Origin of the sequence: Streptomyces paludis, from assembly GCF_003344965.1 — a bacterium.
GTDB lineage: Bacteria > Actinomycetota > Actinomycetes > Streptomycetales > Streptomycetaceae > Streptomyces > Streptomyces paludis.
Genome location: NZ_CP031194.1, coordinates 4175579 through 4188989, shown reverse-complemented (window position 1 = coordinate 4188989; position 13411 = coordinate 4175579). Strand labels below are relative to the sequence as shown.

Here is a 13411-nt window from a genome sequence, read left to right as displayed (position 1 = left end):
CTGGTCGTAGTGAGTGGTGAGTGGCAGCTCCGGTCACCGAGGATGCCCCATGCCGGAGTCATCGACGCCCGGCAGGGGCAAACGGTTCCCGTCGGCCATCATGATCAGGTCAGCACGGTTCAGGCCAGCGCCCGGCCCAGCAGATAGACGGCGGGCGCGGCGGCCGTCAGCGGCAGGGCCACCCCGGCGGTCATGTGCACGAACTTCGACGGGTAGTCGTAGCTCGCCACCCGCAGCCCGATCAGCGCGCAGACCCCGGCGCCCAGCCCGAGCAGCCCGCCGTTGGTGCCGCTCAGCTCCGTCACCCCGGCGGCGGTCACCACGTACCCCGCGACCGCGCCGGCCAGCGGCGCCACGACGAGGGTGACGAAGGACGGCAGCGGCAGCGCGCGGACCACGGTGGCTGCGCCGACCGCGAGCGTGCCGAGGACCACCGCGTCCGGTACGGCCGCCAGATGGCCGGTCGCCAGGATCGCCAGCGCGGCGGAGGCGACGGCGGCCATCAGGCCCGCCATCCGCTCGTCGGCGCTCGCGTGGCTGCGCAGCTGGAGCACGACGACGAGCAGCACCCACACCCCGAGCGTGCCGAGGATCGCGGCGGCGGCGTTCTCCCGGCCCGCCGCCAGCAGCACCACATCGGAGACGAGCCCGCCGAGGAAGGCGAGCGCGATGCCCTGCCGCGCCGGCCACATGCCGTTCAGCCGGAACCAGCCGGCCGCCGTGACCGCCTGGAGCAGCACGAGAGGAACGAGCAGGGCGTACGGACCGATGGCCGCGCCCCCGGCGAGCAGCAGGCCGAGCAGCGCGGTCAGCCCGGCCGGCTGGATACCGGGCGGGATGATCGGCGAGCGGCCCTCGGCGCGGGCGCGCTGGGCGTCGGTCATCCGGGCGTTGCCCAGGGTGGTGGGGGCTCCGTAGCCGCTGGTGTCGGCGGGCGACGCGGCGGCGCCGACGGGTGCGGACGCGGGCGCGGGTGCGGTCGTGGGCGCGAGGCCCGGCGGCGGGGTGCCGGGCGCGGGCTCCGGCGGGCCGAACGCGCCCTGTGGCGGCAGATAGGCCGTCTGGGCGGCCTGGGGCGCCTGGCCGGTCCGGTGGAGCCCCTGAGGCGCCTGAGGGGCCTGGGACGCCGCCTGAGGGGTCGCCTGCGCCTGCGCCTGGGCCGCCTGGGGCTGTATCCGCTGGATCTGCGGCTGGTACTGCGTGTCCCAGGTCTGCCCCTCCCATGTCTGCGCGGCGACAGCCTCCCGCTGGCCCTGCCCCGGCCCCGGCGCCGACTGCTGAGGCTCGGTCCAGCCCTGGGAGCCCTGAGGCCCCTGCGACCCGGCCCCCTGGCCTCCGTACGGATACTGCTGATCGTTGCTCATGTGCTGCGGTTCACCCTCCTGCGAACGGCGGGAGCACCTCGACCGTGCCGCCCTCGGCAAGGCGTACGGTCTCATGCTCGCGGGCACCGACGGGGTCACCGTCGACAAGGAAGGAACATCCCCGCAGCAGCCGGGCCAGTTCACCGGGGTGCTTCACCCGAGCGGCCTCCAGGGCCTCGGCGAGCGACTCCGCCGCGTACGGCTCCTCCGCGAGCCCCGCCGCGGCCTTGGCCGCGGCCCAGTAGCGCATCGTGCCCGACGCCATGTCCGGCCCCTCCTCACTGCGTTCGCCGCGTACACCGCGTTCGTCCGTCCCCGCGCCCCGTGCCCCCGGTGGCTCTCCCTCCATGATGGCGGAGAAGATCCGCGCATCTGTGCGCCCCCTGTGCACCGTGCCGGCGAAACCCCGCGAAACCTGCCGTACATAGCCTGTACACCGCCCGGATGAGGGCCCGAACACGCCTCCGGAAGCGTGCGCCGGGCGCTCCGCGCGCGCCGGCAATCTCGTGATCTGCGACATTGCCCCTCTGCGCGGGGACACAAGTGGGTTATTCTCCTCGGAAGAGGATCCGGGCAATGTCGCCCCCGGGTCCTTTTGTGTTTCCCGGCTGTTGTTACAGACAGATGACACAGACGGAACTCACGGACAGAAGGACCGAAGGACCCAGCAGCACCCGCGTTACCGGCAATACCCGCGTTACCGGCGTTACCGCGTTACCGCGTTACCCAGCAGTGCCGCATACGTCCTCGCAGGGACCGAGGAGGAACCGACGTAATGGGCAAGCGAACCGTGTACGACAACAGTCCGACCCAGGCAATCGAGGCAGGTGGGCGGCGATGAGTTCTCTGCTGCTTCTGACCAACGCACTCCAGCCCTCCACGGAGGTGCTGCCCGCGCTCGGACTTCTGCTCCACAACGTGCGGGTGGCCCCCGCCGAGGGGCCCGCCCTCGTCGACACCCCTGGTGCCGATGTCATCCTGATCGACGGCCGGCGCGACCTCCCCCAGGTGCGCTCGCTCTGCCAGCTGCTCCGCTCCACCGGACCGGGCTGCCCGCTGATCCTCGTCGTCACCGAGGGCGGCCTCGCGGCCGTCACCGCCGACTGGGGCATCGACGACGTACTCCTCGACACGGCAGGGCCGGCCGAGGTCGAGGCGCGGCTGCGGCTCGCGATGGGCCGCCAGCAGATCTCGACCGACGACTCCCCGATGGAGATCCGCAACGGCGACCTCTCGGTCGACGAGGCGACGTACAGCGCGAAGCTGAAGGGCCGGGTCCTGGACCTGACCTTCAAGGAGTTCGAGCTGCTCAAGTACCTCGCGCAGCACCCCGGCCGGGTCTTCACCCGCGCCCAGCTGCTCCAGGAGGTCTGGGGCTACGACTACTTCGGCGGTACGCGAACGGTCGACGTCCACGTACGGCGGCTGCGCGCCAAGCTCGGCGTCGAGCACGAGTCGCTGATCGGCACCGTACGGAACGTGGGCTACCGCTTCGTCACGCCGGAGAAGCCGGAGCGCGCCGCCGAGGACGCCCGGGCCGCCAAGGCGAAGACCGCCGCCGCTGCGGCCGGGGCCGCTTCCGGCGACAGCGGTTCGCATTCCGGAGCGGACGGACCGGCCGCCGGACTCGACGCCGTACCGGACACGGTGCGGGACGCCATCGGGCCGGAAGCCGTCGAAGAAGCAGCCGTACGACCTGCCCAGCGGTAGGTCACCACGCGTAGACTTCGCGCGTGGCCAAGGTGACGCGGGACGATGTGGCACGACTGGCGGGTACGTCGACCGCGGTCGTCAGCTACGTCATCAACAACGGACCCCGGCCGGTCGCCCCGGCCACGCGCGAGCGGGTGGTCGCCGCGATCAAGGAGCTGGGCTACCGGCCCGACCGGGTCGCCCAGGCGATGGCCTCACGGCGGACCGACCTCATAGGGATGGTCGTGCCGGACGCCCGGCAGCCCTTCTTCGCGGAGATGGCCCACGCCGTCGAACAGGCCGCCGCCGAGCGCGGCAAAATGGTCCTCGTCGGCAACTCGGACTACCGCGACGAGCGCGAAGTCCACTACCTGCGGGCCTTCCTGGGCATGCGGGTCTCCGGGCTGATCCTGGTCAGCCAGGGCCCCAGCGAGCGCGCGGCGGCCGAGATCGACGCGTGGGACGCCCGGGTGGTGCTGCTGCACGAGCGGCCGGAGAACATCGACGACGTCGCCGTCATCACCGACGACATCGGCGGCGCCCAGCTCGCCACCCGCCATCTGCTGGAGCACGGTCACGCGTACGTGGCGTGCCTCGGCGGCATCGAGGCGACCCCGGTGGTCGGCGACCCGGTGGCCGACCATGTCGAGGGCTGGCGGCGGGCGATGCTGGAGTCGGGCCGGTCGGTGGAGGGGCGGCTCTTCCAGGCCCCGTACAACCGGTACGACGCCTATCTGATCGCGCTGGAGCTGCTGGCGGGCCCGGACCGGCCCCCGGCGATCTTCTGCTCGACCGACGACCAGGCGATCGGTCTGCTCCGGGCGGCCCGCGAGCTGCGGATCGATGTGCCGGGCGAGCTGGCGGTGGCCGGCTTCGACGACGTCAAGGAGGCCGGTCTCACGGACCCGCCGCTGACGACGGTCTCCTCGGACCGGCCGGCGATGGCGCGGGCGGCGGTGGATCTCGTACTGGACGAGGGGCTGCGGGTCGCGGGCTCGCGCCGGGAGCGGGTGAAGCAGTTCCCGTCGGCGCTGGTGGTACGGCGGTCGTGCGGGTGCGCGTGAGGTAGGGCGCCGGGGGCTCCGGCGGTGCGGTTCGCGCGGTCGCCGGTCTGCCTCGCGACCTGCCTTTATATCGGGCATACGCGGTTTTACAGCCGTTCTCAGCGGGTCCTCAGCGTCCTCTCATAGTCGCCGCCCAGAGTCATACCCATGACGGACTACTACCGCAGCAGCGGCGACGGTGACAGCACGCAGCAGCAGCCCGAAGGCGTGAACGCGAACGCGATGGGCACCCCGGGCACCTCGGGCACCTCTGAGACCCCGGCTTCGGCTTCGGCTTCGGAGACCTACGGCAACCAGTCGGCCGCCTGGCCCCCGCCCCCCGCGTACGGCCCCACGGTCGCCGCCGCCCCGGCCGGCCCGGCGCACCACGCGGCCCCCGCCGCCGCCCCGGCCCGTGCCAAGCGCCCCGTCGCGCTGCTCGCCGCGGTGGCCCTCGCCGCGGCGGTCGTCGGCGGCGGGTCGGCCGCGCTGGTCGGCCGGTACACCGACAGCGGTACGAGCAACAGCGCCGCGTCGGTCATCAGCGGTACGCCCGTCGCGCAGAGCAGCAAGGGCACCGTCGCCGGGGTCGCCGCCGCGCTCTCCCCCACCATCGTGGAGATCAACGCGACATCGGCCAGCGGCGCGGCGACCGGCTCCGGCGTGATCATCACGTCCGACGGCGAGATCGTCACCAACAACCACGTCATCTCCGGTGCCTCGACCCTCAAGGTCCAGCTCAGCACCGGCAAGTCGTACACCGCCCAGGTCGTGGGCACCGACCCCGACAAGGACCTCGCGCTGATCAAGCTGGAGGGCGCGAGCGGTCTGAAGACGGCCACGCTCGGTGACTCCTCCCAGGTGGCGGTCGGCGACCAGGTCGTGGCGATCGGCTCGCCCGAGGGCCTGACCGGCACGGTCACCAGCGGCATCGTCTCGGCCCTGAACCGCGATGTCACCGTCGCGAAGGACGACGGCAACAGCCAGCAGGGACAGCAGGGGCAGGGGCAGCAGCAGGGCGGGAACGGCTGGCCGTTCGAGTTCGGCGGTCAGCAGTTCAACGGCGACACCGGGTCCTCGAAGACCACGTACAAGGCCCTCCAGACCGACGCCTCTCTCAACCCGGGCAACTCCGGTGGCGCGCTGATCAACATGAACGGCGAGATCATCGGTATCAACTCGGCCATGTACGCGCCGAGTTCCTCGTCCGTCGGCTCCAGCTCCAGCGCGGGCAGCGTCGGCCTCGGCTTTGCCATCCCGGTCAACACCGTCAAGGCGGACCTCGCGAAGCTGCGCGCCGGCGGCACCAGCGACAGCGGCAGCTGATCCGTCCGTACCAGGGAAACCCCAGGAGGCACACCATGGCGACACATCTCACCGCGACGACCGCCACCGACGGTCCGGCGGGCCCCGCCGATCTGGCACTTCCGCTCGCGCTCGTACAGGATCTCCTCCAGCACCACACGCGGCGCGCGGACGAGGTACGTACCGTCTCCCCCAGGACGCGGGCGGCACGCCGCCGGCGGGCCGCCGTGCGAGGCTGAGACGCGCCACACCGTTCACCACCACCGACCGACTGACGAGGTAGCCGCCACATGAGTCCCGCCGAAGGCGATCCCCACAGAATCCTGATCGTCGACGACGAGCCCGCCGTACGGGAAGCCCTTCAGCGGAGCCTCGCCTTCGACGGCTACGGGACCGAGGTCGCCGTGGACGGTCTCGACGCGCTCACGAAGGCCGCCGCGTACGCGCCCGATCTGATCGTCCTCGACATCCAGATGCCCCGGATGGACGGACTGACGGCCGCCCGGCGGCTGCGGGCCGGCGGTTCGAAGGTGCCGATCCTGATGCTGACCGCGCGCGACACCGTCGGCGACCGGGTCACCGGGCTGGACGCGGGGGCGGACGACTACCTGGTCAAGCCGTTCGAGCTGGACGAGCTGTTCGCCCGGATCCGCGCGCTGCTGCGGCGCAGCTCGTACGCGACGGACGTGGGCGAGGCCCCGGCGGACGATGTGCTGGCCTTCGCGGATCTGCGGATGGACCTGACGACACGCGAAGTCACGCGCGGCGAGCGGCGGGTGGAGCTGACCCGTACCGAGTTCACACTGCTGGAGATGTTCCTGGCGCACCCCCGGCAGGTGCTGACCCGCGAGCAGATCCTCAAGGCGGTCTGGGGCTTCGACTTCGAGCCGAGCAGCAACTCCCTGGACGTGTACGTGATGTATCTGCGCCGGAAGACGGAGAGCGGCGGCGAACCGCGGCTGGTGCACACCGTGCGCGGGGTCGGGTACGCGCTGCGCTCGGACGCGGCGGGCGGTACCGGTGGTGCGGGCGGGGCGGGCGCTTCCTCCGGTGGCTTCGGCGGCGGCCCGTCGTGACGTCTGTGATCGACCGGCTCCGTACGCTCCCGCTGCGCTCCCGGCTCGCGCTGCTGGTCGCCTCCGCCGTGGCCGTCGCGGTCGCCGCGGCGGCCGGCGCGTGCTGGGTGCTGACGCGCAACCAGCTGGAGAGCGAGCTGGACACCTCCCTCCAGAACACCGCCGCGCCGCCGGACGCCGTACGCGACGCCCTCAGCAACTGCGGCGCCCCCAGCAACAGCGACAACAGGGCCTCGTTCGCCTATATCCAGGTGGTCCTGAGCGACGGCACGCGCTGCGTGGCCTCGTACTCGGAGCCGGTGACGGTGCAGTCGGACGATACCGACGTCGCGCGCGGCGCGGAGAGCAGCGCCCTGCACAACAGCACGACCGCCAGCGGTGCCAAGGTCCGGGTCTTCACCCAGCGCCAGCAGATCCCGCTGCGGGCCGGTGGTGTCCAGGCCGCCGTCTCGGTGTCACGGCCCCTCGCCGAGATCGACTCGTCCCTCAACCAGCTCGCGCTGCTGCTCGCGGCCGTCGCCGGAGTCGGTGTCATCGGCGCGGGCGCCGCCGGGCTCTGGGTGGCGCGGGCCGGGCTGCGGCCGGTCGACGATCTGACGCGCGCGGTCGAGCACATGGCCCGTACGGAGGACCTCACGGTCCGGATCCCGGTGGAGGGCGAGGACGAAGTCGCCCGGCTCTCAAGGTCGTTCAACTCGATGACCGCCGCGCTCGCCTCCTCCCGCGACCGGCAGTCGCAGCTGATCGCGGACGCCGGGCACGAGCTGCGGACCCCGCTCACCTCGCTCCGTACGAACATCGAGCTGCTCGCCCGCAGCGAGGAGACCGGCCGCGCGATCCCGCCCGACGACCGCAAGGCGCTCATGGCATCGGTCAAGGCACAGATGACCGAACTGGCCTCCCTCATCGGTGACTTGCAGGAGCTGTCCCGGCCGGACGCCGCCGATCCGGGCCCGCTCCAGGTCATCGCTCTGCACGACACCATGACCAGCGCCCTCCAGCGGGCCCGGCTGCGCGGCCCGGACCTGACGATCGACGCCGATCTGAACCCGTGGTTCGTACGGGCCGAACCGGCCGCGCTGGAACGGGCGTTGGTCAACGTCCTCGACAACGCGGTGAAGTTCAGCCCGGCCGGCGGCACGATCGAGGTGGCGCTGAGCAAGAGCGGCGAGCTGACCGTACGGGACCACGGTCCCGGTATCCCGGCCGAGGAACTCCCGCATGTCTTCGAGCGGTTCTGGCGTTCCTCGTCGGCCCGGGCGCTGCCGGGCTCGGGGCTCGGGCTGTCGATCGTGGCCCGTACGGTCCAGCAGACGGGCGGCGAGGTCGCGCTCCGGCATGCGGCGGGCGGCGGGACGGTGGCGGTGATCCGTATCCCGGGGGCGCCGAAGCCGCCGCCGGACATGTACTGACCGCTGTACTGCCATACCGCCCGGCCGCCCTTGGGCCGCGTGCGCCCGTCGAGTCCCTCAGCCGTTGTGCCGGTCAGCCGTTGTGCCGGATGAGGGACTCGACCAGTCCGGCCCGGGTGGCCGGGAAGTCCAACGGTACGATCCCGAGCCCGCGCCAGGCGTTCCCCTCGGAGCTGTCGAGGAGGCTGTGCACCTGTGGGTTGAGCTGGTCGGAGTTCCAGCGGGGCGGCAAGTAGGCGGCCGTACTGACGTAGTTGATGTACAACTTGCCCGGCTGCTGCACGGCCTTGCGGAACTGGGCCGCGATCTTGGGGTACTTGGCGACGGGCAGGGCCTGGAAGTCGTCCTGGATGTCGAAGAGGTTGCCGTCCCCGTACCGCAGGCCGGGCAGCCCTCCGTTGTCTCCGAGCAGCACCACGCGCCCGCGCGCCTGGCCGAGCGTCGGCAGACCGCCGTCCAGCCGGAAGAGGGAGCGCCAGCCCTTGTCGTCGAGGTAGGTGTCGAAGATCCGCCGGAACTCGGTGTCGCTGACCGACGAGTACTCCTGCTTGACGCGCATCAGTACGGTCTCGGAGGGGCGGGCCCGGAGGAAGTTCCGGCAGGCGATGAGGACATCACCGAAGTTGAGGTTCTGATAGAACGCGGCGTGGTGAATGGTGAACACGCCGTCGATCGCCCGGCACCGGATGTCCAAAAACCTTATGCCGCTGTTGAGTTGATCAGCGATGCTGGTGTTCTGGCAGGCCACATAGAGCCCGCCGACCTGCGCCCCGGCGTTGTGCGTACCCGGGATGGTGAGCCGCTGCACGGGGGTGGAGTCGGCGAAGCCGCCCATCCAGTCGTACGTGGCGGCATGGGCGGGGCTCGCGCCGAGACCGACCCCGACAAGGGCGGTGGCGGACGCCGCGAGCGCGCCGGCGAGAAAGCCGCGCCGTCCAAGTCCGCTTTGGGGTGCGGGAGTTGAGCTGTCGATCATGACCATGGCAGGAGCCTCCGCGGCGCGTGGGGTCGAACGGGGCGTACGGGCCCTCGGATTATGACCGGAACACATCACGCATGAACAGCCTTTCAGGCAAGCCGAGTTGACCACCTGACGCGTACCCCGTCTGCGGCTGACCCGGGGGCGGCGGTGGGGTTAACACCACCCCGCACTCGGGCGGTTCTCCCATGGTCCGGCACCCCGCCCCGGAGAAGGATCGACCACATCACTCCACACACGGTCGGCAGACCAGAGAGACGGTCGAATCAACCATGGCTGAGGCTCAGGGGCTTATCGCCCGCACCGGGAACTGGTGCTTCCGGCACCGCTGGCAGACGCTGCTGATCTGGGCGGTCGCGGTCGCGATCGGCGTCCTGAGCGCGGGACCGGTCTTCAGTTCGATCTCAAGCACGAGCGGCTCGTCAACCATGGAGTCGATCGAGGCCGGCGCCGTACTCGACAAGGGGAGCGAGCGCGGCGGAACCGTCATCGGTGTCATCGACGGCGTCGACACGGCCGCCCCGGCGGTGGGCGAGGACGTACGGTCCCTCGCGGGCACACTCCAGCGGGTGGCCGGGGTGGCCGAGGTCGTCACTCCGTACGACGCGGGGCTGTCGGCGGCCGAGACGGCGATGCTGACGGCCAAGGACAAGCGGGGTCTGCTCGTACAGATCACCCTGTCCAGGCCGGCCGACGGCAAGGACGGGAAGGGCGGGAAGGGCGGGAAGGACGGCGGGAACAACGACGCGGCCAAGGACGAGACCAAGGACGCGGAGGCGGAGGCCGCCACTGTCGACGCGCTCACGGACACCCTGCACGCCTTCACCGCGACCCTCGTGGACAGCGGCCAGACCGGCGCCCGGGTGACCGTCGGGGGCGAGCCGGCCATGGAGAAGCAGCTCAACGAGCGGGCGTCCGAAGACCTGTTGGGCGCGGAGACGCTGTCGCTGCCGATCACACTGATCGTGCTGGTGTTCATCTTCGGCGGTGTGATCGCGGCGGGACTGCCGGTGCTCGGCGCGGTCGTGTCGATCGCGGCCTCGATGACCATTCTGCTGCTCATCACCCGGTTCACCTCCATCACATCGGACGCGGTCACGGTGGTGACACTCCTCGGGATGGGCCTGTCCATCGACTACGGGCTGCTGCTCGTCGCCCGCTACCGCGAGGAGCTGGCGGCCGGTTACGGTCCGGAGCAGGCGCTGAACCGCTCCTGGGCGACGGCGGGGCGGACCATCACCTTCAGCGCCCTGACCGTGGCCGCGGCGCTGACCGGGCTGCTGATGTTCGACATCCCCGAGCTGGCGGCGGTCGGTGCGGCCGGTGTCGCGATCGCGCTGGCGTCGATGCTGGTGGCCCTGACGCTGACGGCGGCGTTGACCGGCTTCGCGTACAAGCGGATCAAGCCCGCGAAGCGGCGTAAGCGGCGGGGCGAGGCGCGGGGCGAGGGCCAGGCGCGGGGCGAGGTCCATGCGCGGGGCGAGGTCCATGCGCGGGGCGAGGCGCAGTCCCAGGCTCAGGGCGCACCGGTGGACGCCTCCGAGACGGGCGTCTTCGCCGGGCTCGCCCGCCGCGTCCAGCGCCGTCCGGTGACCACCATGCTGGTCACGGGCGTGGCCCTGGTCGCCGCGAGCCTCCCCGTACTGTCGATGTCGATGCACCTCAGCGACCCCGGGGCGCTCCCCAGGACCCTGGAGTCCGTACGGGTCACCGACCAGCTCACCGACCGGTTCGACCTGCCCGCGACCCCGACCATCACGGTCGTCGCCCGTACCGACGCCGCCGCCCTGGACGACTGGGCGCGGCGCTGGGCGGACCGCCCCGGTGTCACCCGCGTCTACCCGGCGCAGGAGGCCGGCCCCGGGCTGGCCACCCTCGGCATCGACACCGCCGGTGACCCCGAGGGCGCCACGGCACGGGACCTGGTGCACCAGATCCGCGCCGACCGTCCGAGCGGCGGGCAGTCGTGGGTGACCGGCACCGCGGCGGCCCTCGACGACGTACTCCAGCAGATCACCGACCGGCTGCCGCTGGCGATCGCGGTGACGTTCATCGCGATGATCATCCTGCTCTTCGCGATGACCGGCTCCATCGTCGTACCGCTCACCGCGATCGCCATGAACACACTGTCGCTGGGTGCGACGTTCGGTCTGCTGGCCCTGGTCTTCCAGGACGGCTTCCTCGCCGGTCCGCTGGGTCTGCTGACCGTCGACGGCTTCAGCCCGTTCACGGTGGTGTGCGTCATCGCCTTCGCGTTCGGCCTGTCGATGGACTACGAGGTGTTCCTGCTCGGCCGGATCAAGGAGTACGTGGCCGAGGGCCTGCCGACCGACGTGGCGGTACGGCGCGGCCTCCAGCACTCGGGCAGGATCATCACGTCGGCCGGACTGCTGATGGTCATCGTCTTCGGCTGCTTCGTCACCGGCAGCATGGGCGCGATCCAGCAGCTCGGCCTGGGCCTGGCCCTCGCGGTGGCCCTGGACGCCACGGTCGTACGGTGTGTCCTGGTGCCCGCGGTCATGACGCTGCTGGGCGAGGGCAACTGGTGGGCACCGGCGTGGCTCAAGCGCGTACACGGCCACATTGGTCTGCACGAAACGGTGCTGCCGGCGGCGCCGGAGCCGGCGCCGACATCACCTGTACGGATGGAGCCGCTGCCGATCCCGCTCCCCCGGAACCACCACCCGGAACCGGGGCCCTTCACGGCCACCGCGGTCCTGAACAAGCCGCGGACGAAGCCCGAGGTACGGCCGGAAACACCGTCGCCGGAGGCCCAGGCACCGACACCGGCAGCCGTCCGCCAGGCATCACTCGGCATGGCGTACCTCTGGTGGTTCCCCCTCGGCCTGTTCGGGGCGCACCACTTCTACCTGGGGAAGACCCGGCTCGGCGTGCTCTATCTGTGCACCGTGGGACTCGGGGGAATCGGCTGGCTGGTCAACGCGTTCATCCTGCCCAGCCAGGTCAGGAAGACCAACGAGGCCCGCAACCGCCCTTCCTGACACCGAGGTTACGGACGGCTATGGTGAAGATACGGGGACCACGACCGCCGCCCGGGGGCACGGGCCGGCGGCGGCTGTGGTCGGAGCGGGCCGCGCGCTTGTGGGGGTGGTGGTCGTGGCGGAATCGGACCTGGCCGCGGAAGAGCTGGTCCGGATGGATCTGGCCGAAATTCGCCTGGATACCAGGGGAATGTGCGGGGTGAGGTTCATCCCGAGCGTGTCCTTCGCGTTCGAGGACAGCGTCCACGTCTACCGCGCCTACCACCGCAGCATCGACAGAGACAAGAATCTGCGCTGCACAGAAGCGGACCTGACGCGCTGGGCCGCCGCCGAACGCACCTACCTCGACACGCTCTCCCGCGCGGTCGAAGCGCTCTACCGCGCCCACGGCGGCCGGAGCATCACCGTGGATCTGTACGAACACCGCGCGCGCTGGGACCGGTTGGGGCGCCCCGTCCCCCTGCCGGGTTGGCGACGCAGGGCCACCGTACGGTCGGAGGACGCACAACGCGCCTTCCTCGCGGCCACGGAGCCGGCGACCAAGGCGTACCGCTCCGTACGCGTGGAGATCGCACAGCGGATCTCGGACCTCAAGGCCGAAGAACAGGCCGAGATCGCTTCCCGGGCCCGGGAAGCGGAACAGCGTCGCGAGGTGGCCCTCCAGTTCGCCGACCAGCCCGTGTGGAACTACACCAGCAGGGCGGCCGAGACGAACGCGAAGCCCGGGGCCATCCTGGTGTACCGCTGCGATGTGACCCCGCTGCCCGCGTCTCCGGCCGAATCAGAAGAGCCCTTGACCGCGCGCCAACTGTACTCAAAATTGCGTGAATTGGGCCTCCATCCCCGGAGCGGCAAGCTCAAGTGGGACGCCCGGGCCCGCGCCCGGGTCAGGAAGGAGTGCCGCGACGCGGGCGCGCCGATGACGTTCACGGATTGGTGGGCCGCGGTGGCCACAGAGATGTGGACACCACCGGCCCCCCGCCCGCGCACCAGGCGAAGGCGCACCACTCCCCACACAACGCCCCGCGCAAACAGCCGCTCCGGCTCACACGACGGCAGCTCCTCCGGCGGCGGAAACACGAGCGATCACGGCGCGAGCAACAGCGACATTGCCGTGGGCATCGCCATCGACTACATCACCAGCCACGGCGGCGGAAGCAGCGGAGGCGGCGGAGGTGGCGGTGGAGGCGGCTTCAGCGGGGGAGGCGACTTCGGCGGAGGCGGAGGCGGTGGCGGCGGCTGGTGACTGGCGACTGACGCCCCCTCACCTGCGGCGACGACATCGAATGCGGTGCAGATTGACGAACGCCACCGCCACGAGGAAGCCCGCCACATTGAGGACCGCTAACGCGGCGACGATGGTCCAGATATCAGTCATCGGCACATCCCCTTCCCCTTCCTGGGTTGCCCGGAGTTCTACCCGAGTCAAATACGCCTCAGCCCGCTTCCAACCCGACGCCCTGAGCTTCACGGATCTCAACTCCGCCTGCCCTGAGCCCTCTTGAAGGAACCCACCAACCGGCCCCAGTGTTCCTGAC

The 13411-nt window shown here is 71.2% G+C and carries 11 protein-coding genes; 8 read left to right on the top strand and 3 right to left on the bottom strand.

Annotation, left to right across the window (positions count from 1 at the left end):
• Positions 1-119: 119 nt before the first annotated feature.
• Together DVK44_RS18575 and DVK44_RS18570 are read right to left on the bottom strand one after the other, a co-directional pair.
• Entirely contained in the window at positions 120-1364 is a 1245-nt protein-coding gene (locus DVK44_RS18575) for a hypothetical protein (protein ID WP_228447243.1), read from the bottom strand.
• Between the two features lie 10 nt (positions 1365-1374).
• Positions 1375-1629 (bottom strand): MoaD/ThiS family protein, encoded by a 255-nt coding sequence (locus DVK44_RS18570; RefSeq protein ID WP_114660658.1) that lies wholly within the window; start codon positions 1627-1629, stop codon positions 1375-1377.
• Between the two features lie 572 nt (positions 1630-2201).
• Here DVK44_RS18570 and DVK44_RS18565 point away from each other — a divergent pair.
• From DVK44_RS18565 to DVK44_RS18540, 6 genes are all read left to right on the top strand, one after another.
• Entirely contained in the window at positions 2202-3074 is an 873-nt protein-coding gene (locus tag DVK44_RS18565; protein WP_228447242.1) for a response regulator transcription factor, read from the top strand.
• Positions 3075-3097: 23 nt separating this feature from the next.
• Positions 3098-4120: a LacI family DNA-binding transcriptional regulator gene (locus DVK44_RS18560; protein WP_114660657.1), complete on the top strand. Its 1023-nt coding sequence runs from the start codon at positions 3098-3100 to the stop codon at positions 4118-4120.
• A gap of 147 nt (positions 4121-4267) precedes the next feature.
• On the top strand, positions 4268-5425 hold the full coding sequence (locus DVK44_RS18555; protein ID WP_408055333.1) for a S1C family serine protease: 1158 nt from the start codon (positions 4268-4270) through the stop codon (positions 5423-5425).
• Positions 5426-5460: 35 nt separating this feature from the next.
• Complete coding sequence (locus DVK44_RS18550; RefSeq protein WP_114660656.1) at positions 5461-5643, top strand: hypothetical protein; 183 nt, start codon at positions 5461-5463, stop codon at positions 5641-5643.
• A gap of 51 nt (positions 5644-5694) precedes the next feature.
• Positions 5695-6480 carry a response regulator transcription factor gene (locus DVK44_RS18545; protein WP_114660655.1) on the top strand — a complete coding sequence of 262 codons (786 nt, stop codon included), beginning with the start codon at positions 5695-5697 and terminating at the stop codon, positions 6478-6480.
• A 5-nt stretch (positions 6481-6485) separates the two neighbouring features.
• The gene (locus tag DVK44_RS18540; protein WP_114665256.1) at positions 6486-7892 is read left to right on the top strand and encodes a sensor histidine kinase; all 1407 of its coding nucleotides are present in this window, start codon (positions 6486-6488) and stop codon (positions 7890-7892) included.
• Positions 7893-7965: 73 nt separating this feature from the next.
• On the opposite strand, the gene DVK44_RS18535 is transcribed toward DVK44_RS18540, so the two are convergent.
• On the bottom strand, positions 7966-8874 hold the full coding sequence (locus DVK44_RS18535; RefSeq protein ID WP_114660654.1) for a phosphatidylinositol-specific phospholipase C: 909 nt from the start codon (positions 8872-8874) through the stop codon (positions 7966-7968).
• Positions 8875-9143: 269 nt separating this feature from the next.
• Here DVK44_RS18535 and DVK44_RS18530 point away from each other — a divergent pair, with 269 nt between their 5' ends.
• Positions 9144-11873: an MMPL family transporter gene (locus DVK44_RS18530; RefSeq protein ID WP_162793947.1), complete on the top strand. Its 2730-nt coding sequence runs from the start codon at positions 9144-9146 to the stop codon at positions 11871-11873.
• A gap of 115 nt (positions 11874-11988) precedes the next feature.
• A complete protein-coding gene (locus DVK44_RS37180) occupies positions 11989-13119 on the top strand; it encodes a hypothetical protein (RefSeq protein ID WP_228447241.1) in 1131 nt (376 codons plus the stop codon).
• Positions 13120-13411 lie beyond the last annotated feature (292 nt).

What these genes read in the sequence shown, in the direction of transcription:
- DVK44_RS18535 (WP_114660654.1), bottom strand. Translation starts at nt 8,874, where the DNA reads ATGGTCATGATCGACAGCTCAACTCCCGCACCCCAAAGCGGACTTGGA.
- DVK44_RS18565 (WP_228447242.1), top strand. Translation starts at nt 2,202, where the DNA reads ATGAGTTCTCTGCTGCTTCTGACCAACGCACTCCAGCCCTCCACGGAG.
- DVK44_RS18545 (WP_114660655.1), top strand. Translation starts at nt 5,695, where the DNA reads ATGAGTCCCGCCGAAGGCGATCCCCACAGAATCCTGATCGTCGACGAC.
- DVK44_RS18575 (WP_228447243.1), bottom strand. Translation starts at nt 1,364, where the DNA reads ATGAGCAACGATCAGCAGTATCCGTACGGAGGCCAGGGGGCCGGGTCG.
- DVK44_RS18550 (WP_114660656.1), top strand. Translation starts at nt 5,461, where the DNA reads ATGGCGACACATCTCACCGCGACGACCGCCACCGACGGTCCGGCGGGC.
- DVK44_RS18530 (WP_162793947.1), top strand. Translation starts at nt 9,144, where the DNA reads ATGGCTGAGGCTCAGGGGCTTATCGCCCGCACCGGGAACTGGTGCTTC.
- DVK44_RS18570 (WP_114660658.1), bottom strand. Translation starts at nt 1,629, where the DNA reads ATGGCGTCGGGCACGATGCGCTACTGGGCCGCGGCCAAGGCCGCGGCG.
- DVK44_RS18555 (WP_408055333.1), top strand. Translation starts at nt 4,268, where the DNA reads ATGACGGACTACTACCGCAGCAGCGGCGACGGTGACAGCACGCAGCAG.